We start from the raw sequence: 23435 nt of genomic DNA, 5'->3' as shown, positions 1-23435 counted from the left end.
ATGATTCTGAACGTGGCATCGAAACTGGTGACCGGGCTGGCCGACCGCGACGGCGGCGAGGACAAGGCCGGGGCATTGCGCGATTCCATCATCAAGCGGACGCTGGGGCTGGCCGATGGCGGCATCCCCATCGGGCGCGAGGACATCTCGGGCGATTACGTCCGCTGGCAGGCCGGGCCGTCGGATGCCACGCGCACCGGCGCCGCCCCGGCCGATGGCGACACGCCCGGCCCGGCCTGGCGGGATTTCCTGTGGACGCAGCCGGCGCAGGTCGATGAATGCGCCTGGGACAGCGTGCGCTGGCGGTTCTACAGCAACGGGCTGATCTGTTTCGACGCGCAGATGTCCAACACCAGCGGCCGGCTCGACACCGGTGACGTGCAGGGCCACCGGATCGAGCTGCGCGAGGGCAACGGGCTGTTGCTGGGCGTCTGGATCGCCGGGTTCTTCGTGCGCCGCGACCTGCCGATGCGCGGCTTTGCCACGTCCTTCACCGACGACCACCCGCCGCTGCGCCTGCATTTCACCGAGCTGGAAGCCACCCAGGGCGGCGCCTGGGTCTGCCTGTGAGCTAGGCCAGCGGGTAGTGACAGCGCACCCGGTGGCCGCCACCGCTTTCGCCCGGCGGCTCCGACCGGCAGAGCGCCCGGGCCGCCCGGCAGCGGGGCGCAAAGGCACAGCCCGGCGGAAGGGCGCGCAGGTCGGGCGGCGTGCCGGGGATCGCCCCCAGCGGCTTGCCCTTTTCCTGCTCGGCCACGGTCGAGGCCAGCATGCCCCGGGTGTAATGGTGTTTCGGGTTGAGCAGCACGTCGCGCACGCTGCCGTATTCGACCAGCCGCCCGGCATACATCACCGCCACCTTGTCGGCGATCTGGGCCGCCACGCCGAGGTCATGGGTGACAAATATCACCGACATGCCCAGTTCCTTCTGCAGCCGCCGCAGGAGCACCAGCACCTGGATCTGCACCGAGGCATCCAGCGCCGTTGTCGGCTCGTCGGCCAACAGCAGCGACGGGTTGCACGACAGCGCCACGGCGATCATCGCCCGCTGGCGCAGCCCGCCGGACAATTCGTGGGGATAGGCCCCAAGCCGGCGTTCGGGTGACGGCACGCGCACCAGCTGCAACAGCTCCAGCGCCCGTTTCATCGCCATGTCGCGGGTGACGCCTTCGTGGATCTGCACCGTCTCGGCGATCTGCTGGCCGATGGTGTACAGCGGGTCGAGCGCGGTCATCGGCTCCTGGAAGATCATCGACACGGTGGACCCACGCAAGCGGCGCATCTGGCGTTCGGTGACGGCCTGGATGTCATGGCCGTCGACCGCCATCCCGCCCTCGATCACCGTGCGTTTGGGCGGATGCAGACGCATCAGCGCGCGCATCATCACCGACTTGCCCGAACCGGATTCGCCGATCACGCACATGACCTCGCCGCGCTTCAGGTCAAAGTTGATGCCATTGACCGCGCTGACCTTCTCGTCGCGGCTGACAAAGGTGACGCGCAGGTCCTGCACCCGGACCAGGGTGTCGCTGACCGCGGCGGCGGGGGACATGACGTTCATCTCAGGCCTCCATCGGGGCGGGCTGCGCCGCGGCGCGTTTCAACAGGTCGGCCGGGCCCGGCGCCCGGGAATGGCCCGACCCGGGCTGAGCCATGAAACAGGCCGTCAGGTGATCGTCGCGGCCCGCGCGCAGGGTGTCGCCCAGGGCGGGCTGTTTGGCCGCACAGAGATCCTCGGCATAGGGGCAGCGCGGGTGGAACCGGCACCCCGAGGGCGGGTTGACCGGATTGGGCGGATCGCCGGCCAGCGGGGCCTGGTCGACCCGGTCGTCGGGGTCCATCGACAGCTGACAGTCCAGCAGCGCCCTTGTGTAGGGATGGCGCGGATCGGCATAGATCCGGTCGACCGGGCCGATCTCGACCACCTGGCCGAGATACATCACCAGCACCCGGTCCGAGATGTAATGCACCACGTGCAGGTCGTGGCTGATAAAGACATAGGTCAGGTCCAGCTGGGCCTTGAGCTCGTTCAGCAGGTTCAGCACCTGGGCCTCGACCGACTTGTCCAGGGCCGAGACCGCCTCGTCCAGGATCAGCATGCGCGGATCCAGCGCCAGCGCCCGGGCGATGTTGACCCGCTGCTTCTGACCGCCCGACAACTCGTGCGGGTAGCGCCCGCCGAAGAGCCGGGCCCGCAGGCCGACCTTTTCCAGCAGGTCGCGGGCGATCTCGCGGGCCTTCTTCCTGGACACGCCGGCCTGACGGGCCGGCCCATAGGCCACGGAATCCTCGACCGTGAACCGCGGGTTCAGGGAGGAATAGCTGTCCTGAAAGACCATCTGCATCGACCGGCGCAGCTCGGACAGGGGCATGCCCTGATAGGCATTCACCGCCTGCCCATCGAGGATGATCTCGCCGCCGTCCCTGTCCATCAGGTGCATCAAGAGCCGGGCCAGGGTGGATTTGCCACAGCCGGATTCACCGACCACGCCCAGGGTCTCGCCTTTCATGACGGAAAAGGACACGCCGTCGACGGCCCTGACCTCGGCCACCTGGCGGTTGAGCAGCCCGGCATGGATGGGAAAGTACTTGCGGACATCGCGGGCGATCAGCATCGGCTGGGCCGGGCCGCCCCGGTCGCGGGGATGGGGGTCGCGGGCGTGGGGTTCGGGTTTCTTGACGGGTTGTTCCATGTCTTGGACTTTCCGGGTCAGGACTTGACATCCATCGCGACGCGCAGGCCGTCGCTGACGATGTTGAAGGCGATCGAGGTGATCAGGATGGCGATGCCGGGGATGGCGCAGACCAGCGGCTGCACCCAGATCGACTGGCGCAGGGTGGCCAGCATCAGGCCCCAGTCAGGCGTCGGGGGCGACACCCCCAGGCCCAGGAAGGACAGGCCCGAGGCCAGCAGGATCGAGGCCGAGACCAGCGTCGAGGCATAGACCAGCACGGGCGAGATCACGGTGATCAGCACGTGGTCCTTGAGGATGGAAAAGGTCGACGCGCCCGACGCCCGGGCCGCATCGACGAAATCCATGTTGCGCACCTGGCTGGCCGCCGTTTCCGCCACCCGGCAGAGCGGCGGGATGAAGACGATGGTCAGCGAGGCCAGCTGGTTCTGGATGCCTCCGCCCAGCGACCCCGAAATGGCCACGGCCAGCAGCACCGAGGGGAAGGCAAAGAACACGTCCATCGTGCGCATGATGATCATGTTGACCTTGCCGCCGTAATAGCCGGCGATGATGCCGAAAAGGCCGCCGATCAGGGTGCCGAAAGCCACAGGCAGGATGCCCATGGCCAGCGACACCCGCCCGCCGTAGAGAATGCGGCTGAGGATATCGCGGCCCTGCTCGTCCGAGCCAAGGATATACCTGTCATGCCCCACCGGTTTCAGCCGGTACGCCATCGAGGATTTCTCGGGGTCGTAAGGCGCCAGCCAGGGTGCAAAGACGGCCGACAGGACGATCAGGATGATCAGCGCCAGGCAGAACAGCGTGACGTAATCGTATTTCAACCGGTTCCAGACAGAGGCCCAGTAGCCCCGGACGACCGCCTGCGGCAGGTCGCTTTCATGGGCCAGCGAAATCGGGTCGGAGGTTGCGTCGGTCATGGGCTCCTCAGCTGCGCTTGATGCGCGGGTCGATCATGGATTGGACAAGGTCGATGACCAGGTTGATCATCACGAAGGACGCGGCCAGCACGAGGATCGTGCCCTGCAGCACCGGCAGGTCGCGGCTGAGGATGGCCTTGTTCAGCAAATAGCCGGTGCCCGGCCAGTTGAAGACCATTTCCACCAGCACCGAACCGCCGATCAGGTAGCCCAGCTGCAGGCCCAGCATGGCCACGATCTGGGGCATGGCGTTCTTGACCGCATGGCGCAGCACGGCCATCTCTCCCAGCCCCTTGGCCCGCAGCGTCTGGACGAAATCCTGGCCCAGCACCTCCTCGACCGACGACCGGGTCGTGCGCGTCATGATGCCCAGGGGCGGCAGGGCCAGGGCGACCATGGGCATGATGGCGAACTTGAAATCCTCCCACCGCCAGTACGAGAAATTCTCGGACCCCGAATTGCCCATGCCCGCGGCCGGCAGCCAGTTCAGCTCGACCGCGAAGATGATCACCAGCACCACGCCCAGCCAGAAGGTGGGCACCGAGATGCCGAAGACCGCGACCGAGGTGAAGAGCTTGTCGATCCAGCTGCCCGAGGTGTAGGCCGCGACCACCCCCAGGACCAGCGACAGGACAAAGGCCAGGGCAACGGCCAGCAGGGCCAGCGTGATCGTGTTGGCAAAGGCCCGGCCGACCTCCTTGGCCACCGGGGCGTCAACCTGGATCGACATGCCCAGGTCGCCGGTCAGCACCTTGCCCAGCCAGACGACATATTGAACGGCCAGCGGTTTATCGAGCCCGTAATAGGCGCGCAGGGCGGCGGCATCGGCCTCGGAGGCATCGGGCGGCAACAGCGACTGGATCGGGTCGCCCGGGGCGATCTGGACCAGCAGGAAACAGATGATTGTGACGCCGAGCAGGATGGGAATGGTCAGGATGAGGCGGCGGAGCGCGTAGATCCACATGGGTCTTGCTGTCCTTTCGGTCTGGCTGGGGCAGGCCCTGGGATGGCACCTGCCGACGGGGTCAACCTGGGCGAGACACAGGCATCCGCAAATATGGAAAACGAAAAGACATCGCTTTTCCCCACCCCCGCCCCGGCCTTGCCCACCCAGCGATCAAAAGCCGGGCCACACCGCCCAAATTCGCGACATAAAGTTGATAATTCCAGTATCTCGCCACCGCAGGGCGCGAGGATGGCTTGCCGATCCCCGCAATTAACTTGAATTTTCAACTATCGTCATTCTGCATCACATCGCAGGCAATACGGGAGAGCCCCAATGGGTGACACGATCAGTGAGGCGCGCATCGCCGAAATCCGCGCACGATATGCCATGGCCGGAATCACTATCCCGCCGGACCTCGAAACCGGGGCGATCGGCACCGGAGATGCCCTGCTGAGCCTGGGCAAACACCTGCATACCCTGCGGCCCGCCGCCGACGAGCCGTCTAACATTTTCACCCTGGCCGCGAGGGCCGCGACATGACCGCCCTGCATGATCTGTCCATTGCCGAGGCCGGCGCCCGGCTGCGCGCCGGCGCCCTGACCTCGACCGCCCTGACCGAGGCGCTGCTGGCGCGGATCGGCGCGCTGGAGCCTTCGCTCAACGCCTTTGTCACCGTCACCGCCGAGCGCGCGCGGGCCGATGCCGCGCAGGCCGATGCCGATTTCGCGGCGGGCATCGACAAGGGGCCGATGCAGGGCATCCCCTATGGGCTCAAGGACATCTACGGCACCAGGGACATCCGCACCACCTGCCATTCCGCCGTTCTGCTCGATAACGTGCCGACCGAGGATTGTGTCGTCGAACAGAAGTTCAAGGCCGGCGGCGGGGTGCTGCTGGGCAAGCTGGGCACCTTTGAATTCGCCCTCGGCGGCCCGGCCTTCGACCTGCCCTTCCCGCCCGCGCGCAACCCGTGGAACACCGATCACCAGACCGGCGGGTCGTCGTCGGGATCCGGCGCGGCCATCGCCGCCGGCTACATGCGCACGGCCATGGGATCGGACACCGGCGGGTCGATCCGCGGGCCGGCGGCCTATTGCGGCACGGTGGGCATCAAGGCCACCTATGGCCGGGTCTCGCGGCGCGGGGTGTTCCCGCTAAGCTACACGCTGGACCATGCCGGCCCGCTGACCCAAAGCGTCAAGGATGCGGCGATCACCCTGCAGGTGATCGCCGGGCACGATCCGCTCGACCCGGCTTCGGCCGATGTGCCGGTGCCCGATTTCACGGCCGGGCTGGACCGGGGCGTCGCCGGGCTGCGCATCGGCTATACCCGCGATTTCTACATCCGAAACGAGATGGCCAACCCCGAGATCATCGCCGCGCTGGATGCCACGGCCGACACCCTGGCCGGGCTGGGCGCCATCGTTGAAGAGGTTGCCATGCCCGCCTGGGAATTGTTCCAGGCCTGCGGCTCGACCGTCATGGGCGCCGAGGCCTACACGATCCACGAGGCCGACCTGAAGACCCGCCCAACGGCCTTTGGCCGCTATGCCTATCAGCGGATCATCGCGGGCGGGCTGGTCTCGGCGTCGGATTACATCAACGCCCTGCGCCTGCGGGCGGAACTGACGGCGCTGGTCAATGACGGCCCGCTGGCCGCCTGTGATGCGCTGCTGGCGCCCACCGGGCTGACCCCGGCCGATCGGTTCGACACATTCGGCCGCGACGCGGGGCCGTGGAAGGGCATGCTGACCATCCCCTACAATGTCACTGGCAACCCGGCCCTGTCCGTGCCCATCGGCTTTTCGGCGAACGGCCTGCCGCTGGGCTGCCAGATCGTGGGCAAGCCCTTCGACGAGCCCATGTGCTTTCGCATCGGCGCCGCGCTCGAAGCCGCGCTGGCCCTGTCCCAGCGGCCCGACCTGGCCCCGGCCCTGGCCGCGGAATGACCCCCATGGCCCGCCCTGTCGTCCCGGCCACCGACCGGCCCCGCAATTGCCCGCTGGTCCGGGCCACCCCACCCGGAGCAACCCCATGACCGATATCGCCTTTCAGCCCCTGACCTCGATTGCCGCCCAGATCCGAAGCGGCGCCCTGTCACCTGTCGAGGTCACCGAAGCCGTGCTGGCCCAGGTCGACAGGCTGAACCCGACGCTGACCGCCTATTGGACCGTCACCGCCGACCTGGCCCGCGACCAGGCCAGGGCGGCCGAGGCCGAAATTGCCGCCGGGCGTTATCGCGGCCCGCTGCACGGCATCCCCATGGCCGTGAAGGACCTGTGTTTCACCAAGGGCATCAAGACCACCGGGGGCATGAAGCTCTATGAGGATTTCGTGCCCGATCACGATGCCACCGTGGTCACCAACCTGCGCAATGCCGGGGCCGTCCTGATCGGCAAGCTGCACATGACCGAAGGCGCCACGCTGGAACATCACCCCGATTTCACCCAGCCGGTGAACCCCTGGAAAGAGGACCTGTGGACCGGCGTGTCGTCCTCGGGTTCCGGCATCGCCCCGGCCACGGGCATGGCCTATTGCACCATCGGCTCGGACACCGGCGGGTCGATCCGCTTTCCCTCGGCCTGCAACAACCTGACCGGGGTCAAACCCACCTGGGGCCGGATCTCGCGCCATGGCATCTTTGACCTGGCCGCGACCTTCGACCACCTTGGCCCGATGGCCCGGTCAGCGGCCGATGCGGCGGCCATGCTCGAAGTGCTGGCCGGCCACGACCCGCTGGACCCGACCTCGCTGAACGAACCGGTGCCCGATTACCTGGGCCTGCTCGACGGGGCCTTCGGCGCCCGGGGCATGACCATCGGCCTGCCCAACGCATATATCGAAAAGGACGCCGATGCCGAAACGCTGGCCTGCCTGAAGGCCGCCGTGGCCGAGTTGAAGTCGGTGGGCGCGCGGGTGGTCGATTGCGGCTTTCCCGATGTCGAGACCTTTCTCGAAAAGGCCATGTCGCTGACCATGATCGAACTGGCCGCCGTGCATGCCGACACCTATCCCAGCCGGTCGAACATGTACGGCGAATGGATCCGCGACGGGATCGAGGCCGGGCTGGCCGCAACGCCCGTCGACATTGCCAATGGCGTGATCGAACGGCAGAAGTTCACCGGGGCGCTGACCGACCTGCTGGACGATGTGGACATGATCGCCATCCCGGTCTTCCAGCACGGCACACCGACATGGGACGAGGTCCGCGCCCAGAGCGATGGCGGCTCGCGCGCGCTGTTCCGCTTCACCTCGCCGTTCAATGCCTCGGGCGTGCCCTCGGTCACCCTGCCCTGCGGGATGACCGCCGACGGCCGGCCCATCGCCTTCCAGCTGATCGGCACCCATGGCACCGAGGCCCGGCTGTTGCGCGCCGCCCATGCCTATCAGCAGGTCACCGACTGGCACACCGCCCGGCCGCCCGTTCACTGAGCCCGAAACGACAAAAGGCGGCCCCACCGGCCGCCTTTCCTCATCCCGCCCCAGGCCATCCGCTCAGCGGTCCAGCAATTCCCGCAGCAGGGTCTTCAGCTCGGCGGCCTTCTCGCCCGCCAGGATTTCCGACAGGCGCTTTTCCTGGGCCGAGCTGACCCCGCTCAGCCGCTTGTACAGCGCCTTGCCCTCGGTCGCCGTCAGGATCAGCACCTTGCGCCGGTCGTCCGGGTCGGGCGCGCGATAGACCAGGTTGTCGCGCACCATGCGGTCGATGATCTTGGTCAGCGTGGCCGGGTCGATCAACGAGCGCCGGGCGATTTCCCCCATCGCGCAGGGCTCGTTCTCGGACAGCACTTCGAGGATGCGGAATTGTTCGATGGGCACCCCGCCGGGACGCAGCCGCTCTTCCAGCTCGGTCTCGATCTGCCGATTTGCGCTGGCGATCAGGTAACTGAGCTGATCGTTCAATGTCTTAGGCGCCATGACGCCCCTCCTTGCCACATTCGCTTCCCGGCCACATGTGACCAAGGGTTCCGTCCGTCGCCGCTGAAATCGCAGGGGCAACCCGCGTGCCGGGCAAGGGCCATGCCTGCGCCCCGCAGCACTGCGTGCGGTTGCGGTAGCACCACAAAATTGCAATTTCAATATTGAATTTTCAACTATCAGTTCAGGGCAAGCGACGACACGATCGACAGGGTGACGCCATCGGCCCGGGCGATATGCACCTGGCTGCGCCGCCCGACCGGCTTGCCACAGAGGTATTTCCGCGCGGCGTCGCGGTGCAGCGGCCGACAGGCCAGCTCGGCCAGCCGCCGCCCGCCGGGATCGCGCCGCGACCCGGCCAGCGAGGCCAGCAGGTGCAACCCTTCGTAACAGCCGATGCTGGCGCCGCTGACCGGCGGGGCATGGCGGCCGAAAGCCGCGTGATAGCTGTCGAGGAACCGGGTGTTCTGGGGGCTGCGCCAATCCGAGAAATAGTTCGACACCGCGTAGAGATTGGCCGTGGCCTCGGGCCCGATCCCGCAGATCACCGCCTCGTCCACCAACAGGCCCAGCCGCAGCGCCTGGCTGTCCAGCCCGGCCTGGGCAAAGGCCCGGTTGAAGGTCACCGAGGCCTCGCCCACCAGCGCCTGCACCACCACGTCGGGCCGGGTGGCGCGGATACGGGCCAGGGTCGGGCCGAAATCGCCGGTCTCGAAGGGCATCAGCGCATGGCCGACCAGCTGGGCGCCTTCATGGGTGATCAGCGCCCGGCTGGTTTCCAGCGCCTTCTGCGGCCAGATGTAATCGTTGCCGACAAAGAAGAACCGCCGGGCCCGGCGTTCGGCGATCAGCCAGGCAATCGCCGGCCAGAGCAGCTCGCCATCGGTGGCGCCGATCATGATGGCCGATTCCACGGCGGGCAGGCCCTCGTGCTGGGCGGTGTAGACATAGGGCACCCGCCCGGCCACGCGCTTGCGCACGGCATCGCGCCCGGTGCTGGTATGCTGGCCGACGATGGCCTCGACGCCGACAACGTCGAGCAGGTGATCGACCGCCGCCGTGGCGGTGTCGGCCTCGACCCCGCAATCGGCATAGACCAGCTCGACCGGGCTGCCCAGGATGCCCCCGGCGGCGTTGATCTCGGCGGCGGCCAGCTGGGTCGTGGCATCGACGGCCGGGGTCCACAGCCCGGCGATACCCTTGCGCGGATGAAGAACGGCTACCTTCACTGGCAGTCTCCCACGGTCCAGAAGCCCAGGCGGGCGGAAGGGACGTCACACCCCGCCGACCGGGGCGCTCTGCCGTGGCGACCGGCCCGAAGGGCGAAAGCAGCGACCTTGCGGGCGGCCCCTGCGGCCGGCCCGATACCGGCCCAGAGTAAGGGCCGTGGCGCCACGCTGACCAAGGGGAAATGCGCGCACCGGGTCAATTCGGCAGAGATTCCCCGACCCCGGCGCCGCAACGCGGCGGATTGCACAATTGCCGTGCACCGCAGGCGACGGCTGCACGATTGATCGTAACTCAAAAGGTCGGCACAGACACAACCACAGGGCGGATCCGGCCTGGCCACCACCCGCCGACGGCGGCGGGCATGGGGCATTCGGCGGCGGGTATCGGGCATTGCCCGCCCGGCTTTCGCCGCCCCAAGAGGCGCAACACCCACCTCGGACACGCCGCCCGAGGCCCGGGCTACGGGTCGCGCCCCAGACCGGCACGCCCGCGCCCGGCCGGCCAGGCCGGGAAAGGCCGGCGCGGGCGGAACATGGCTATACCTTCGGCGCGAAATTGGCCCGGGGCATCATCATGTGCACGCCCTTGTTGACGTTCACCGTCTGGGTCACGTGCAGATCCCCGGCCAGGGAACACAGCATGTAGGCCTCGGCATGGGTCAGCCCGGCCTTGGCCCCCAGCCAGTCGATCATCTCGCGCAGGGCCTTCACGCTGCACTGATCCAGGTCGGGATCCATGCCCATCGTGATGTAATGGTCGGGCGTCTCGGCGCGCGGATAGTCGAACCCCGGGTCCTCGATCAGGTCAAAGACAAAGGTGCCTTCCAACGCCGTTTCGATCGCCGTGATACAGACCTCGCCATCGCCCTGCGCGCCATGGCCGTCGCCACAGGAAAACAGCCCGCCGCTGGCATGCACCGGCAGGTACAGCGTCGTGCCCGCGACCAGTTCCTTGTTGTCGAGATTGCCCCCCGTCGCCTCGGGCGCAACCGAGGTCATCTTGCCCCAGCCCGCCGGCGGGGCCAGGCCCATCACGCCAAAGAACGGCCGGAGCGGCAGCTTCAGACCCCAGGGCATCGTGGCCGTCATGCTCTGGGCATCCAGCGGGATCGTGTTGAACACCACCTCGTCGTAATCGTGCGGCAGCGTGCCTTTCTTGGGAATGATCAGGTTGAACCCCCAGTCCTGGCGCAGCCGGACCTCTTCGATATGGATGGCCAGCACCATGCCCGGCTCGGCCCCTTCCACGGCCACCGGCCCGGTCAGGATATGCGGCCCGAAGGGCTTGAGCGCGGCATGGATGCCCGGCAGTTCGGGCGGAATGTGAAAGGCCGCCGGGTCGGGCAGCACCTCGGGCGCGCCGGAGACCGTTTCGATTGTCACCCGGTCGCCGGGCTTGATCGTCAGGACCGGGGGCACGGCGGCATCGAACAGCCCCCACTGGCAGGTGTCGGGCGTGGCGGTCAGTCTGTGGTCTGTCACGAAAGGGTGTCCTGTTGGTCGGTGGCGGTTGGCCGGACCGTAGCACCGGCCGGCCAACCCGCGACGCTTTTCCTGCCCCTTGCCGGGGGTCCGGGCCCGGGATTGGCCCCGGCGCCCGGCAGGCAGGCCGATCTGCCCTATCCCTAGGCCCAACCTTACTTTTCGATGGTGATCGGGGTCAGGTCCTGGAACCAGTTCTGCGCCTGGACAAAGCCCTTCACATGCGGCGCCAGGGCGCGCGGGTTGAGGTCATGCACGATGTAAAGCTCCATCGCCTCCTCGACCGAAATCTCGTTCATCCGGGTGAACAATTCCTTCTGCTTGTCGAGGTCGAAGGTCTTCATCGCCTCGTCGCCCAGGGCATCGATCTCGGCATTGGAATGCATGCCCCAATTGCAGCAATTGGGCGTCTGGTAGCTGGTCATCCAGCGTTTCATGATGCCCTGCACCGGGTCCAGCGGGGCCATCGAGAAATTGATCGCATGGAATTCGCTGTCCTTGCCGCCGCCGTAGAACACCCCGATCAGCGCGTTCCAGTCCATCGGCACCAGCTCGACCTCGAAGCCCGCCGCTTCCAGCTGTTCCTTGACCAGCTCGTTCATCGGCAGCGGCTGCATCTGGCCCGACCCCGAGGTCGAGATGCCGACCTTGATCGCGCAGGGGCTGCACCCGGCCTCTTCCAGCAGCGCGCCGGCCTTGTCGGGATCGTAATTGTAGACCACCGGATCGCCGTACCAGGGCTGGCTCTCGATCAGCGATTGATAGGCCGGGGCGGCCACGCCCTGCAGCATCTCGACGATCTCGTCGCGGTTCACCGCGTAATTCGCAGCCTGGCGCACCAGCTTGTTGTCGAAGGGCGGCATCGCCTCGTTCAGCATGTAATCCCAGTTGTGCGGATAGGGCACGGTGATGATCTGCATGCCCGAACCCTTGAGCCGCGGGATCGTGTCCGGCGAGGGCGCCTCGATGAAATCGACCTGGCCCGACAGCAGCGCCGCCGCCCGGGTCGAGGCTTCGGGCATGGGGATCAGCTCCAGCAGGTCGTGCTGGGGGATGCGCTCGGGGTTCCAGTAATCGGCATTCCTGGCCAGGGTAATCCGTTCGTGTGACACGACGCTTTCGAACCGGTAAGGCCCGGTGCCGGCCGGATCGGCGCGGTATTTCTCGTAATCATAGCCCAGTTCCTCGACCTTGCAGGGCGAGATCTGGAAGAACTGCGCCAATTCGTAGGGCAGCATCGACACCGGCCGGGGGGTGGTGATCTCGACGGCATATTCGCCGGTCTTCTCGACCGCGGCCACGTTGACCACGCTGGACCGCTGCATCCCGGCATGGCGGGCGTTGTATTGCGGGGCCGTCTCGTCCTTGACCCGGGCCACGTTCCACAGGAAGGCATCGGCGTTCCAGGGGCAGCCGTCGTGAAAACTCACACCTTCGCGCAGGGTGAACGACCAGACGGTCGGATCGTCGGTGATTTCCCAGCCCGAGGCCAGGCCCGGATAGATGTCGGAGACCGCGTCCGAACTGGACAGGTCCCAAAGCGCCAGCGTGTCATAAAGCGTATAGCCGAGGAAGCGATAGCCCTCGTAGCCCTGGTCGGGCGCGCCGGTGTAATCGGGGATGTCGGCGGCTGTCATGGCCACGCGCAGGGTGGCCTGGGACCGGGCCGTCCCGGGCACGGCAGCGACGCCAAGGGCAAGACAGGCGCCCGAAACGATGGCCATGGCCTCTCGTCTGGATAGCATTGAATATGTCTCCTGTTGGCCGGCAGCAGGGGCCGGGGCTTGGGTTATGCGCGGGTCGGCCCGGGCCGCGGCGGGCGGTGCCGGGGCGGGCAACAGGATCTAATGTCATAAGCAATGTTTGTAATTTCAAATAAAATCGCCCACTCGCGTGGCCCTGCCAAATGCGATGGCGCGAAAATGATCACCTGCCCACGCCGGGCCCGCGCAGCTTGCCGCCGCATCGCGGCATCGCCCCACGGCCTGATCCTGCCCACCGCCCCCCTTGCATCCGGGGTCCGACGGCACGGCCGGTGATCGGGATCGGCCGGCCGGGGCCTCGTGATCGGGATCACACGGCGGGGTCAAGCCGCGGGAGTGATCCCGTAATGGCGATAGACAAAGGCGAAATCGCTCAGGATCTGCTGACGTGACAGGCCCAGTTCGTCCAGGCTGGCGACGGCATGCGGCCGGCGATAGGATTTCTGGGCCTCGGCCTTGGCGTCGATATGCGCCTCCAGCGCGGGGCTGAAGGCAATGCCCGAGAATTCGCGGACCCGGTCCATCGAGCCGCGCACGTCGCGCATCAGGTCATCGTAGCGCAGCACCATCACCCGGTCGGCCGGCAACCGCCCCGAGACCTGCAGATCGTGGAAATAGCGATAAAGCGCCAGCGTCCCGCGATAGCGCCGCCGCAGCATCCGCTGCAGCCTCTCGGGCGAAACGCCGTCCAGGTTGCCCCGGGCCTCCATCGTCTTGATCATGAAGCTCAGGTAGGACGGCACCGTGCAAAGCGGATCGCGCAGCAGGTAGACGAAACGCGCATCGGGGTAATACTCCAGCAGCGATTGCAGGCGCATCGTCGAGAAATGCATCTTGGCCACGATCTGGCTCTTGCCGCTGTCGATCATCTGGCGCCGGAAACAGCCGTCGAGGTAATCCAGTGCCGCCCGCCGGTCAGGCTCGGCCAGCCGGTCGGGCTGTTCGATCTCGGGGAAATCGTCCTCGGCCAGGCCCAGCAGGCCCATCGTGTTCAGCGCCGTGGCATAGCGCAGCCAGAACAGGAATTCCTCGACCTCGTAGCTGTCCAGCTCCATCTGGTGGCCGACCGATTGCGGCATCACCTCGGTCGTGCCGAACCGGGTCTTGAGCGCGACGAACCGCCGGATCACCCGGCGACCGACCAGCGCCGGCCAGAACAATTGCCAGGTGCGAAAGCCGACCATTTCGTCGGTGCCCATCATCAGCCCGTGAAAGAAGCTGGTGCCGCTGCGCGGATGGCCGATGATGAACAGCGGCCGTTCCACCCGCATCCGCGCCAGCCGCCGGCCATGCACCCAGCGATCGGCCCGCAGCGCGATGTTGGCCCCCAGCCGCAGCCCGCCTTCGCCCATCGCGCGCATCACGGTCTGAACTGATAACCCTTGGATCTCGCGCCGGGTCTCGAACTCACGCCGGAAATACCAGAAATCCGACTTGCGGGTCAGGCGTGGCAGCGGCGGCGAGGTCGGTCCGGGCATGTCGATGTCCAGTTCTTCAAGTCTCTGGTGCAGCATCGCCATCCCGGGTCCCCTGGACGCCCCGACCGTGGGGCGCGCATCCGGGTGCAAGTATTGCGGGTTCAGATTAACAAGACGACAACGCAGGCGGGCACCCGGGCAGGGTCCGCTTGGACACCCCCGCCCCTGCCTAGACGTCCGGTGCGACGTAGCGCCCGGGCGAGATCAGCCCCTCGGGATCCAGCGCGGCCTTGACCCGCGCGGCGGTCTGCCAGAACACCGGCTGTTCGGCGGTGGCCAGGTCCATGGTCATGGAATGATAGCGATAGGGCGGGAACCCGGCCCGCCGGCCTTCCTCGATCAGCTCGCGCAGGCAGGCCATGGCATTGGCCGATCCCTCTTCGGTCGGCTCGAAACTCAGCGGCACGGTGCTGTCGAAGGCCGTGGGCGACAGCGAGCTGAAGGTGATCGGATCGGGGAAGCCGTACTTGCCACAGACCCGCCGGACCATGTCGGCATAGCGCCGGGCATCGGCCCCGCGCATGGGCACGATGGGCACGTACCACAACAGGCCACAGCCGTCGCGTGCCGGGTTGCGCCCGGTGGCCGGCATGGCGTCGAGGTTGCGCGCATAGGCCAGGGGCATGCCGAATTCGCTGGGCTGGCCGCCCAAGATGCCCAGCAGCCCCTCGGAATTGCTCACGAAGGGCTCCAGCCGCGCGGCCAGCGGTGACCGGCCCAGCATCGACAGCGCCCGCCGGGCCAGGGCCACCCGGTCGTCATTGATGAAGAACACCCGGCGCACCAGCCCCTTGAGCGCCTTGCGCACCCCCGCCCGGCTGGCCTTGACGATGGCCTTGTCGCCGAACAGCACCCCGGTGCCGAACCACTTGGCCGCATCCATCGTGCCGTCGCCGGCCACCTGGGCCTTCATGCGCTGGTTGTTGACGAAGTTGATCCCGCTGATCGGCATGCCACTGTCCAGCAGCATGCGCCGGATGGCTTCGATGCATTGTTCCAGCAGGGCATCGTCACGCACGATGAAATAGAACGTCTCGACCCGCTCGGGCCGGGGGGCCAGCCGCAGGGTCATCCGCGTGACCACCGCATTGCCCGCCTGCGAGAACACCCCGTCGATATAAGGCCCGGTGCCCCATTTATAGACCGGCTGCGGCCCGTCGGGGGCTTCGGGCATGAAGGGCGAGCGATAGATCGTGCCATCGGCCAGCACGGCCTCGATGCCCATGACCGCCCCGAAATGATCTCCGATGGGCGTCAGCCCATAGCCCCGTTCCAGCGCGTTGCCGATCAGCGAACAGGACGGCCCGGCCCCGGTGGTCGGCGTGATGAAGGGCGCCTGGCGGTCCGACAGGAAGGCGGCCAGATCGCCCTGGGTCACGCCAGGTTCAACCGTGACCAGGCCCAGCTCGGCGTCGAAGGCCAGGATGCGGTTCATGGCCGACAGGTCCAGCATCACCCGGGTGCGGTCGGCCACCGGGTAAGACGAGCCATAGCCCCAGTTCCGCCCGGTGCTGTAGGGATGCACGCTCTGGCCATGGGCCCGGGCCAGGTCGAGCGCCGAGGCCACCTCGGCGGTGGTGGTGGGCCGGACGAGCACGCGGTCGGCCGGCGCGCGGTGCAGCGTGTCGCTGAGCAGGCCGTCCGCCGGGCCGTCGACCCGCTCGGCGCCCAGCAGCCGGGCCGCGGCGGCGGCGAATTGCGCCAGGGCCCGGGGGCCGTCCGCCTCGCCGGCGGAGCGCTCGGGGCCTGTTGCGGTCGCGGTCTCGCTCATGGCTTCGGTCACTGGCGCACCTCTTGTCTTGTCGGCCCAATACGGCCCGGATGGCCTACAGCTTTACCCCAGCGCCGCTCCCTTGGCTACCGTTGCGGCAGCCGCCGTCCCGCCCCGTGGCCGGCATTGCCCCGCTTCAACGCTGCTGCCGCTCCACCCTATGGCCGCCCCCTGCCCCGGTCCCGGCGCAACCTCGGCGCCTTTGCCCGTTTTCCCCGCGCCTGCCTGCAGGGCAGGCAAGGCCCGCCCCGTTTCAGTTTGGTGAAATTTCCGCCGATCCCCGGGGGCGCGGCAATTTCGCCCGTGCGGTCAGTCATTTGGCCGCATAGACTGTCCCCGTGTTTTGAGTGAACGGTTGGTCCGTGATGAACCAGTCAGACGACAACGGTCGGATCGTCGCAATCCGCGGCGCGGTGGTGGACGTGGCCTTCGAGGCCGCCCCGCCCGACCCCGGCCAGGCTCCGCCCCCGCTTCCCGCCATCAACGACGCCCTCGAGATCCGTCTGGACAACCGGCGCATCCTGCTCGAAGTCCAGGCCCAGCTCGACCGCAGGACGGTGCGCACCATCGCCCTGCAGGCCACCACCGGCCTGCGCCGGGGCTGGCCCGTCTCCCGGGTCGGCGGGCCGGTGCAGGTGCCCGTGGGCGAGGCCGTGCTGGGCCGGTTGCTGAACGTCACCGGCGAGATCGGCGACCATGGCGCGCCCCTGCCCGCGGATGCCCCGCGCCGGCCGATCCACGCCCCCACCCCGCCGATGCGCCTGGGCGATGGCGACACCCGGCTGTTCCGCACGGGTATCAAGGTCATCGACCTGCTGGCCCCGCTGGTCCAGGGCGGCAAGGCCGCCATGTTCGGCGGCGCCGGCGTGGGCAAGACCGTGCTGGTGATGGAGCTGATCCATGCCATGGTCTCGGGCTATGACGGCATCTCGGTCTTCTCCGGCGTCGGCGAACGTTCGCGCGAAGGCCACGAGATGCTGCTCGACATGACCAATGCCGGGGTGCTCGATCGCACCGTGCTGGTCTATGGCCAGATGAACGAACCGCCCGGCGCCCGCTGGCGCGTGCCGATGACCGCCCTGACCATGGCCGAGCATTTCCGCGATGCCGAGGGGCGCAATGTCCTGCTGCTGATGGATAACGTCTTCCGCTTTGTCCAGGCCGGCTCCGAGGTCTCGGGCCTGCTGGGCCGCTTGCCCAGCCGCGTGGGCTATCAGCCGACGCTGGCCACCGAGGTCGCCGACCTGCAGGAGCGCATCGCCTCGGTCGGCACGGCCTCGGTCACCGCCATCGAAGCAGTCTACGTGCCGGCCGACGATTTCACCGACCCGGCCGTCACGGCCATTGCCGCCCATGTCGACAGCATGGTCGTGCTGTCCCGGGCCATGGCCGCCGACGGCATGTATCCGGCCGTCGATCCCATCGCCTCGTCCTCGGTCATGCTGGACCCGCTTGTCGTCGGACCCGACCACGTGGCCGTGGCCAACGAGGTCCGCCGGGCCATCGAACATTACCGCGAATTGCAGGACGTCATCTCGTTGCTGGGCATGGAGGAACTGGGCGCCGAGGACCGGCGCATGGTCGAACGCGCCCGCCGGCTGCAACGGTTCCTGACCCAGCCCTTCACCGTGACCGAGGCCTTTACCGGCATCCCCGGCCGGTCGGTGGCCCTGGACGACACCATCGCCGGTTGCCGGGCGATCCTGGACGGCGAGACCGACGATTGGGACGAAGGGTCGCTCTACATAGTCGGCACGCTGGACGAGGCCCGCGCCCGCGAAGAGGCCGCGCGCAAGGAAAGGCCGGCGGCATGACCGGCCGGCTGCACCTGCGCGTCACCACGCCGATGCGCCAGGTCATCGATGCGCCCGACGTGGTGTCCCTGCGGGCCGAGGATGACAGCGGCAGCTTCGGCATCTGGCCGGGCCATGCCGATTTCCTGACCGTTCTGGTGCCCACCGTGCTGCGCTGGCACGGGCCTGACGGCGCACCCCGGTTCTGCGCCCTGCGGGCCGGGCTGCTGACGGTGACCGGCGGGCGCGACGTGGCCATTGCCTGCCGCGAGGCCGTGCCCGGGCCGGACCTGCCCGGGCTGGAACGGGCGCTGGCCGGGATGCGCGCGGCCGATGCTGATGCCGAGCGACAGGCCCGGGTCGAGCATATCCGCCTGCATGCCGGGGCGGTCCGCCAGATGATGCGCTTTGCCCGGCCCGATCAGCCGCCCGGCCTGCTGGATCACCCGCCGGCCATCGGCACCGCCGCCGGCCCCGGCCGCAACGGGCCGGCGCGATGACCGGGCCCCGCCGCATGTCACAGCCCAATTCGGTGGCTGATCCGGTGGCCGATCCAATGGCAGGCCCGCTCCGCGACAGGCCTGTCACCGGCTCCGTGGACCGGCCAGCTGTCCGGCCAGATGATCCGCCCGACGATCTGCCCGACGATCTCGGTGCGGCCACACGCCGGGCCGAGGCCCGAGCGCGGATGCAGGCCGCGACGCCGGAGCCCTCGCTGGGCAGCCGGCTGGGCCAGATCGGCATCCTGGGCTGGGCCATCGTCACCCCCATGCTGCTGGGCGTCTGGCTGGGCGGCCGGCTCGACCGGGCCTTCGACAGCGGGATCCTGTGCTCCGGCGCGGGGATCTTCCTGGGCACGGCGGTGGGTTGTCACGCGGCCTGGCGCTGGATGCACCGGCCATGAACAGGGACGTGCGGGGAATCATCGGACATGAAGATGCCATGACGCGACATGACAGGGACAGGGACAGGATTGGGACATGACGGGCCGATGACCCAAACGATTGCAATTTCGCTGCTGGGCCTGGCGCTCGGCCTGGGCGTGGGATTGGTGCATTTCATGACCCTGCGCCGGGTGACGGACCTGTACCTCGATGGCCGGGCCACGGGCCGCGCCATCGGCCTGCAGCTTCTGCGCCTGCTGGCCATGGCCGCGCTGATGGTCGTGCTGGCCCTGCAGGGCGCCGCCCCGCTGCTGGCCGGGGCCGCCGGCCTGCTGATCGCCCGCGGCATTGTCCTGCGCCGCAACCGGACGGAGGGCTGAGCCCGATGGACAACCCCCTGACGATGGAGCCGCTCTTTCACCTCGGCCCGGTGCCGATCACCGAGCCAGTGCTGGTGACCTGGGTGCTGATGGCCCTGCTGGCCGGCCTGTCGGCCCTGGCCACCCGCCGGCTGCAGCTTCGCCCGGGCAAGGCCCAGGTCGTTCTGGAACTGCTGGTCACCACCATCGACGCCCAGGTCCGCGAGACCATGAACCGCGATCCGGCACCCTTTCGCGCCCTGGTCGGCACGATCTTCATCTTCGTCCTGCTGGCCAACTGGGTCTCGCTGCTGCCCGGGATCGAGCCACCCACGGCGCATGTCGAAACCGATGCCGCCCTGGCCCTGATCGTCCTTGTGGCCACGATCTGGTTCGGCATCACCGGCCGCGGGCTGCGCGGCTACCTGGCCACCTTTGCCGAACCGTCCTGGGTGATGATCCCGCTCAATATCGTCGAACAGATCACGCGCACCTTCTCGCTGATCGTCCGGCTCTTCGGCAATGTCATGAGCGGGGTGTTCATCGTCGGCATCGTGCTGGCCCTGGCCGGGCTTCTCGTGCCGATCCCCCTGATGGCCCTCGAACTGCTGACCGGCGCGGTCCAGGCCTATATCTTCGCCATCCTCGCCACGGTCTTCATCGGCGCCGCCGCCGGCGAGACCGGGGCCCCGGGCGCGGGCGCCCCGCCCGTTTCCCCCAACACATCCAAGGAGACCGCCCCATGACCGGCAATCTCGTCGAAATCGTCTCGATCCTGGCCGCCGCGCTTGCGGTGGGCATGGGCGCCATCGGCCCCGCCCTCGGCGAAGGCCGCGCGGTGGCCGCCGCGATGGATGCCATCGCCCGCCAGCCCGAGGCCGCCGGCACCATCAGCCGCACGCTCTTCGTCGGCCTGGCCATGATCGAGACCATGGCCATCTACACGCTGGTGATCGCCCTGCTGGTGCTCTTCGCCAATCCCTTCGTCTGATCAGGCCCGGCCATGACCATCGACTGGTGGACCATCGGGTTGCAGACGATCAACGCCGTCATCCTGGTCTGGCTGCTGGCGCGGTTCCTGTTCCGCCCGGTGGCCGGGGTCATCGCCGAGCGCCAGGCCGCCACCGACGCCGGGTTCGACGCCGCCCGCGCGGCCGAGGCCCGGGCCCGGGACGCGCTGGACAGCGCCGCGGCCGAACGGGCCGGGATCGCCGCAGAGCGCGCCGGCCTTTTGGCCGAGGCCCGCGCCGAGGCCGAGGCCGAGCGCACGCGCCTGGCCGAGGCCGCCCGGCGCGAGATGGCCGACTGGCAGGCCGGCCGTCAGGCGGCCCTGCAGCGCGAGGAAGACGCCCGGCGCCGCGACATGGCCGACGAGGCCGGCGCCCTGGCCACCGACATCGCCGCCCGGCTGCTCGACCGGCTGCCCGATGCGGCGCGGGTCTCGGGCTTTGTCGACGGTCTGGCCGATGCCATCGCCGCCCTGCCCGAGGCCACCCGGGCCGAGATCGGCCGCGACGGGCCGGTGCCGATCCGCGCCGCCCGGGCGCTTGGCCCGCGCGAGGCCCGCGCGCTCGACCGTGCCCTGTCGGCCGCCCTGGACCGGCCGGTCACCACGCGGATCACGGCCGATCCCACGCTGATCGCCGGGCTCGAACTGGCCACCGACCATGCCCTTGCCCGCAACCACCTGCGCGCCGATCTCGACCGCATCAGGACAGAGCTGACCTCCCATGACCGATGATGCCCCCGATCCCGACACCAACGACACCGATCCGGGCTCCGACGCGCCGGCCGGATGGCTCGCGGCCAGCCGGCAACGGCTGGACAAGACGGCCCTGGCCGCCAGCGCCGACACCATCGGGCGCGTCGTCCGGCTGGCCGACGGCATCGCCCGGGTCACCGGTCTGCCCGACCTGGCCCTGGGCGCGCTGATGCGCTTCGACGGCGGCACCCGGGCCTTTGCCCACAGCCTGGATCGCGACGGGATCGACGCCGTGCTGCTCGACGGCACCGCCTCGGTCGAGGTCGGCGAGGGCGTGCACGACACAGGCGACGTGCTGCGCGTGCCGGTCGGTGAGGCCCTGCTGGGCCGGGTCGTCGATCCGCTGGGCCGGCCGCTGGACGACGGCCCGCCGATCCACCCCGACAGCACCCTGCCGGTCGAACGCCCGGCCCCCGAGATCATCGAACGCGACCTGGTCTCGGCCCCGATGGACACCGGCCTGCTGGTCGTCGACAGCCTTTTCGCCCTGGGACGGGGACAGCGCGAGCTGATCGTCGGCGACCGCTCGACGGGCAAGACCTCGCTGGCCATCGATGCCATCGTCAACCAGAAGGACAGCGACATGATCTGCGTCTATGTCGCCGTGGGCCAGCGCGCCACCGCCGTGGAACGGGCCATCGCCGCGGTCCGCCGCCATGGCAATCCCGACCGGTGCATCTTTGTCGTGGCCCCGGCCTCGGCCGCCCCGGGCCTGCAATGGATCGCGCCCTTCGCCGGCATGACCATGGCCGAGCATTTCCGCGACAGCGGCCGCCACGCGCTGATCGTCATCGACGACCTGACCCGCCATGCGGCCACCCACCGCGAGCTGGCCCTGCTGACCCGCGAACCGCCCGGGCGCGAGGCCTATCCCGGCGACATCTTCTACCTGCATGCCCGGCTGCTGGAACGCGCGGCCAAGCTCTCGCCCGAGCTGGGCGGCGGCTCACTGACCGCCCTGCCCATCGCCGAGACCGATGCCGGCAACCTGTCGGCCTATATCCCGACCAACCTGATTTCGATCACCGATGGCCAGATCGTGCTGGGCGCCCACCTTTTCGCCGCCGGCCAGCGTCCGGCGGTGGATGTCGGCCTGTCGGTCAGCCGGGTCGGCGGCAAGGCCCAGCGGCCGGCCCTGCACCAGGTGGCCGGGCGCATCCGGCTGGATTACGCCCAGTTCCTGGAACTCGAGATGTTCACCCGTTTCGGCGGCATGTCCAACCCCCGGGTCCGCGCCCAGATCGCCCGGGGCGAACGCATCCGCGCCCTGCTGACCCAGCCGCGCTATGCCGGCCTGCGCCCGGGCGACCAGGTCGCCCTGCTGGCCGCGCTGGGAGATGGCATCCTGGATGACCTGCCCGTCGACCTTGTGCCAGACCTGCGTGACCGCCTGCCCGACCGGCTCGACCGCGATGCCGGCCCCGCCCTGGCCCGGCTGCAGGACAGCGGCCGGCTGGATGACGCCCTGCGCGCGGACCTGACCGGCGTCGTGGCCGCGCTGGTGCGCGAGCTGGCCCCGCCCGGGGCGACACGGGACAACAGCCCCGAAGGCCCCGACACCCCCGGCACGGGAGAAGCAGCATAAGCGGCGTGGCCCATATCGAGGCGCGGATCGAGACGGTGCACAAGCTCTCGACCGTGATCTCGGCGATGCGCGGCATCGCCGCCGCCCGCGTGGCCGAAGCCCATGACCATCTCGACAGCATCCGCCGCTATGCCGCGACCATCGGCGCGGGGATCGGCACCCTGCTGGCCGGTGATGGCGCGCCGCCCGCCGCCCATGGCACGGATGCGGCCGGGCCGGGCCGGCCGGTGATCATCATGATCGGCGCGGAACAGGGATTTGCCGGCGGTTACAACGACCGCATCCTCACCCGCGCAGCCCCCCTGCTGACCCCGGATGCCACGCTGCTGGCCATCGGCGACCGCGCGCGGCTGGCGCTGGCCGAACGGGGCACGCCGGCCGATTGGGACCGGCCGATGATCGCCCATCCCGCCCAGGCCACCGCCCTGGCCGGGCGCATCGGGGCCGAACTTTTCGCGCGCCTGTCGGCGGGCGGCGGGCGGCCGGTCTGGATGGTGCATGCCCGGCCCGGAGCCGGCGAAGGCGCCGAGGCCCGCCCGCTCTTTCCCTTCGATTACGCCCGGTTCCCCGCGCCGCGCACGGCCACGCCGCCGCTGCGCACCCTGCCGTCGGACCTGTTGCTGGCCCGGCTGGTCGAGGAATACGTGCTGGCCGAACTGGGCGAGGCGATCATGCTGGCCTTTGCCGCCGAGAACGAAGCCCGGATGCGGGCGATGATCGCCGCCCATGACAATGTTGCCGCCTCGCTGGGCGAGCTGGTGGCCACCGCCCGGCGCCTGCGCCAGGACGAGATCACCGGGGAGATCGTCGAACTGGCTTCCAGCGGCCTGCCCGGCCGCTGATCGCCGCCCC

Annotated in this window: 23 protein-coding genes; 13 read left to right on the top strand and 10 right to left on the bottom strand. The window is 68.8% G+C overall.

The features are described from left to right. A complete protein-coding gene (locus ACK3BB_RS06625) occupies window positions 1–570 on the top strand; it encodes a hypothetical protein (RefSeq protein ID WP_428927935.1) in 570 nt (189 codons plus the stop codon). 1 nt (window position 571) lies between these two features. Here the strand turns inward: ACK3BB_RS06625 and ACK3BB_RS06620 are convergent, their stop codons facing one another. Genes ACK3BB_RS06620 through ACK3BB_RS06605 form a run of 4 tightly spaced genes read right to left on the bottom strand, consistent with a single transcriptional unit; the run spans window position 572 to window position 4577 of the window. Further along, the gene (locus ACK3BB_RS06620) at window positions 572–1561 is read right to left on the bottom strand and encodes an ABC transporter ATP-binding protein (RefSeq protein ID WP_428927934.1); all 990 of its coding nucleotides are present in this window, start codon (window positions 1559–1561) and stop codon (window positions 572–574) included. A 1-nt stretch (window position 1562) separates the two neighbouring features. Next, complete coding sequence (locus ACK3BB_RS06615) at window positions 1563–2693, bottom strand: ABC transporter ATP-binding protein (protein ID WP_428927933.1); 1131 nt, start codon at window positions 2691–2693, stop codon at window positions 1563–1565. A gap of 17 nt (window positions 2694–2710) precedes the next feature. After that, on the bottom strand, window positions 2711–3613 hold the full coding sequence (locus ACK3BB_RS06610) for an ABC transporter permease (RefSeq protein ID WP_428927932.1): 903 nt from the start codon (window positions 3611–3613) through the stop codon (window positions 2711–2713). 7 nt (window positions 3614–3620) lie between these two features. Beyond that, window positions 3621–4577 (bottom strand): ABC transporter permease, encoded by a 957-nt coding sequence (locus tag ACK3BB_RS06605; protein ID WP_428927931.1) that lies wholly within the window; start codon window positions 4575–4577, stop codon window positions 3621–3623. 315 nt (window positions 4578–4892) lie between these two features. On the opposite strand from ACK3BB_RS06605, the gene ACK3BB_RS06600 reads away from it, so the two are divergent. From ACK3BB_RS06600 to ACK3BB_RS06590, 3 genes are all read left to right on the top strand, one after another. Further along, complete coding sequence (locus ACK3BB_RS06600; protein WP_428927930.1) at window positions 4893–5099, top strand: hypothetical protein; 207 nt, start codon at window positions 4893–4895, stop codon at window positions 5097–5099. Further along, window positions 5096–6508 (top strand): amidase, encoded by a 1413-nt coding sequence (locus ACK3BB_RS06595; protein WP_428927929.1) that lies wholly within the window; start codon window positions 5096–5098, stop codon window positions 6506–6508. The genes ACK3BB_RS06600 and ACK3BB_RS06595 overlap by 4 nt, the downstream gene beginning before the upstream one ends. 85 nt (window positions 6509–6593) lie before the next feature. After that, the gene (locus ACK3BB_RS06590) at window positions 6594–7991 is read left to right on the top strand and encodes an amidase (protein ID WP_428927928.1); all 1398 of its coding nucleotides are present in this window, start codon (window positions 6594–6596) and stop codon (window positions 7989–7991) included. 63 nt (window positions 7992–8054) lie between these two features. Here ACK3BB_RS06590 and ACK3BB_RS06585 read toward each other — a convergent pair whose 3' ends face one another. From ACK3BB_RS06585 to ACK3BB_RS06560, 6 genes are all read right to left on the bottom strand, one after another. Continuing rightward, on the bottom strand, window positions 8055–8477 hold the full coding sequence (locus ACK3BB_RS06585) for a MarR family winged helix-turn-helix transcriptional regulator (protein WP_428927927.1): 423 nt from the start codon (window positions 8475–8477) through the stop codon (window positions 8055–8057). A 179-nt stretch (window positions 8478–8656) separates the two neighbouring features. Further along, on the bottom strand, window positions 8657–9706 hold the full coding sequence (locus ACK3BB_RS06580; protein WP_428927926.1) for a substrate-binding domain-containing protein: 1050 nt from the start codon (window positions 9704–9706) through the stop codon (window positions 8657–8659). 537 nt (window positions 9707–10243) lie between these two features. After that, window positions 10244–11188: an acetamidase/formamidase family protein gene (locus ACK3BB_RS06575; protein WP_428927925.1), complete on the bottom strand. Its 945-nt coding sequence runs from the start codon at window positions 11186–11188 to the stop codon at window positions 10244–10246. 155 nt (window positions 11189–11343) lie between these two features. Next, window positions 11344–12933 carry an ABC transporter substrate-binding protein gene (locus ACK3BB_RS06570; RefSeq protein WP_428927924.1) on the bottom strand — a complete coding sequence of 530 codons (1590 nt, stop codon included), beginning with the start codon at window positions 12931–12933 and terminating at the stop codon, window positions 11344–11346. 341 nt (window positions 12934–13274) lie between these two features. After that, entirely contained in the window at window positions 13275–14471 is a 1197-nt protein-coding gene (locus ACK3BB_RS06565; protein ID WP_428927923.1) for a sulfotransferase family protein, read from the bottom strand. Between the two features lie 127 nt (window positions 14472–14598). Further along, entirely contained in the window at window positions 14599–16200 is a 1602-nt protein-coding gene (locus ACK3BB_RS06560) for an FAD-binding oxidoreductase (protein WP_428927922.1), read from the bottom strand. 365 nt (window positions 16201–16565) lie between these two features. Between ACK3BB_RS06560 and atpD the strand changes: the two genes are divergently transcribed. From atpD to ACK3BB_RS06515, 9 genes are all read left to right on the top strand, one after another. After that, window positions 16566–18014, top strand: coding sequence for a F0F1 ATP synthase subunit beta (gene atpD, locus ACK3BB_RS06555; RefSeq protein ID WP_428927921.1), 1449 nt, complete (start codon window positions 16566–16568; stop codon window positions 18012–18014). After that, window positions 18011–18493 carry a F0F1 ATP synthase subunit epsilon gene (locus tag ACK3BB_RS06550; protein WP_428927920.1) on the top strand — a complete coding sequence of 161 codons (483 nt, stop codon included), beginning with the start codon at window positions 18011–18013 and terminating at the stop codon, window positions 18491–18493. The genes atpD and ACK3BB_RS06550 overlap by 4 nt, the downstream gene beginning before the upstream one ends. A gap of 95 nt (window positions 18494–18588) precedes the next feature. Further along, window positions 18589–18897: an AtpZ/AtpI family protein gene (locus ACK3BB_RS06545; RefSeq protein WP_428927919.1), complete on the top strand. Its 309-nt coding sequence runs from the start codon at window positions 18589–18591 to the stop codon at window positions 18895–18897. A gap of 87 nt (window positions 18898–18984) precedes the next feature. Further along, window positions 18985–19257, top strand: coding sequence for an ATP synthase subunit I (locus tag ACK3BB_RS06540; RefSeq protein ID WP_428927918.1), 273 nt, complete (start codon window positions 18985–18987; stop codon window positions 19255–19257). A 5-nt stretch (window positions 19258–19262) separates the two neighbouring features. Further along, window positions 19263–19982 carry a F0F1 ATP synthase subunit A gene (locus ACK3BB_RS06535; RefSeq protein ID WP_428927917.1) on the top strand — a complete coding sequence of 240 codons (720 nt, stop codon included), beginning with the start codon at window positions 19263–19265 and terminating at the stop codon, window positions 19980–19982. Beyond that, on the top strand, window positions 19979–20227 hold the full coding sequence (locus ACK3BB_RS06530) for a F0F1 ATP synthase subunit C (RefSeq protein WP_428927916.1): 249 nt from the start codon (window positions 19979–19981) through the stop codon (window positions 20225–20227). Before ACK3BB_RS06535 ends, ACK3BB_RS06530 begins: the two co-directional genes overlap by 4 nt. Before the next feature lie 12 nt (window positions 20228–20239). Further along, entirely contained in the window at window positions 20240–20977 is a 738-nt protein-coding gene (locus tag ACK3BB_RS06525; protein ID WP_428927915.1) for a F0F1 ATP synthase subunit delta, read from the top strand. Continuing rightward, on the top strand, window positions 20967–22583 hold the full coding sequence (locus ACK3BB_RS06520) for a F0F1 ATP synthase subunit alpha (RefSeq protein ID WP_428927914.1): 1617 nt from the start codon (window positions 20967–20969) through the stop codon (window positions 22581–22583). The genes ACK3BB_RS06525 and ACK3BB_RS06520 overlap by 11 nt, the downstream gene beginning before the upstream one ends. 5 nt (window positions 22584–22588) lie before the next feature. After that, on the top strand, window positions 22589–23425 hold the full coding sequence (locus tag ACK3BB_RS06515) for a F0F1 ATP synthase subunit gamma (RefSeq protein ID WP_428927913.1): 837 nt from the start codon (window positions 22589–22591) through the stop codon (window positions 23423–23425). Window positions 23426–23435 lie beyond the last annotated feature (10 nt).

The sequence above is a fragment of the Marinibacterium sp. SX1 genome (assembly GCF_050389775.1).
Lineage (GTDB): Bacteria > Pseudomonadota > Alphaproteobacteria > Rhodobacterales > Rhodobacteraceae > Marinibacterium.
The sequence above is the reverse complement of the archived record's forward strand: the minus strand, read 5'-3'. Positions and strand labels throughout refer to the sequence as shown.

What these genes read in the sequence shown, in the direction of transcription:
- ACK3BB_RS06525 (WP_428927915.1), top strand. Translation starts at nt 20,240, where the DNA reads ATGACCATCGACTGGTGGACCATCGGGTTGCAGACGATCAACGCCGTC.
- atpD (WP_428927921.1), top strand. Translation starts at nt 16,566, where the DNA reads ATGAACCAGTCAGACGACAACGGTCGGATCGTCGCAATCCGCGGCGCG.
- ACK3BB_RS06540 (WP_428927918.1), top strand. Translation starts at nt 18,985, where the DNA reads ATGACCCAAACGATTGCAATTTCGCTGCTGGGCCTGGCGCTCGGCCTG.
- ACK3BB_RS06590 (WP_428927928.1), top strand. Translation starts at nt 6,594, where the DNA reads ATGACCGATATCGCCTTTCAGCCCCTGACCTCGATTGCCGCCCAGATC.
- ACK3BB_RS06605 (WP_428927931.1), bottom strand. Translation starts at nt 4,577, where the DNA reads ATGTGGATCTACGCGCTCCGCCGCCTCATCCTGACCATTCCCATCCTG.
- ACK3BB_RS06570 (WP_428927924.1), bottom strand. Translation starts at nt 12,933, where the DNA reads ATGCTATCCAGACGAGAGGCCATGGCCATCGTTTCGGGCGCCTGTCTT.
- ACK3BB_RS06535 (WP_428927917.1), top strand. Translation starts at nt 19,263, where the DNA reads ATGGACAACCCCCTGACGATGGAGCCGCTCTTTCACCTCGGCCCGGTG.
- ACK3BB_RS06560 (WP_428927922.1), bottom strand. Translation starts at nt 16,200, where the DNA reads ATGAGCGAGACCGCGACCGCAACAGGCCCCGAGCGCTCCGCCGGCGAG.
- ACK3BB_RS06565 (WP_428927923.1), bottom strand. Translation starts at nt 14,471, where the DNA reads ATGGCGATGCTGCACCAGAGACTTGAAGAACTGGACATCGACATGCCC.
- ACK3BB_RS06595 (WP_428927929.1), top strand. Translation starts at nt 5,096, where the DNA reads ATGACCGCCCTGCATGATCTGTCCATTGCCGAGGCCGGCGCCCGGCTG.
- ACK3BB_RS06585 (WP_428927927.1), bottom strand. Translation starts at nt 8,477, where the DNA reads ATGGCGCCTAAGACATTGAACGATCAGCTCAGTTACCTGATCGCCAGC.
- ACK3BB_RS06550 (WP_428927920.1), top strand. Translation starts at nt 18,011, where the DNA reads ATGACCGGCCGGCTGCACCTGCGCGTCACCACGCCGATGCGCCAGGTC.
- ACK3BB_RS06615 (WP_428927933.1), bottom strand. Translation starts at nt 2,693, where the DNA reads ATGGAACAACCCGTCAAGAAACCCGAACCCCACGCCCGCGACCCCCAT.
- ACK3BB_RS06600 (WP_428927930.1), top strand. Translation starts at nt 4,893, where the DNA reads ATGGGTGACACGATCAGTGAGGCGCGCATCGCCGAAATCCGCGCACGA.
- ACK3BB_RS06520 (WP_428927914.1), top strand. Translation starts at nt 20,967, where the DNA reads ATGACCGATGATGCCCCCGATCCCGACACCAACGACACCGATCCGGGC.
- ACK3BB_RS06610 (WP_428927932.1), bottom strand. Translation starts at nt 3,613, where the DNA reads ATGACCGACGCAACCTCCGACCCGATTTCGCTGGCCCATGAAAGCGAC.
- ACK3BB_RS06530 (WP_428927916.1), top strand. Translation starts at nt 19,979, where the DNA reads ATGACCGGCAATCTCGTCGAAATCGTCTCGATCCTGGCCGCCGCGCTT.
- ACK3BB_RS06625 (WP_428927935.1), top strand. Translation starts at nt 1, where the DNA reads ATGATTCTGAACGTGGCATCGAAACTGGTGACCGGGCTGGCCGACCGC.
- ACK3BB_RS06620 (WP_428927934.1), bottom strand. Translation starts at nt 1,561, where the DNA reads ATGAACGTCATGTCCCCCGCCGCCGCGGTCAGCGACACCCTGGTCCGG.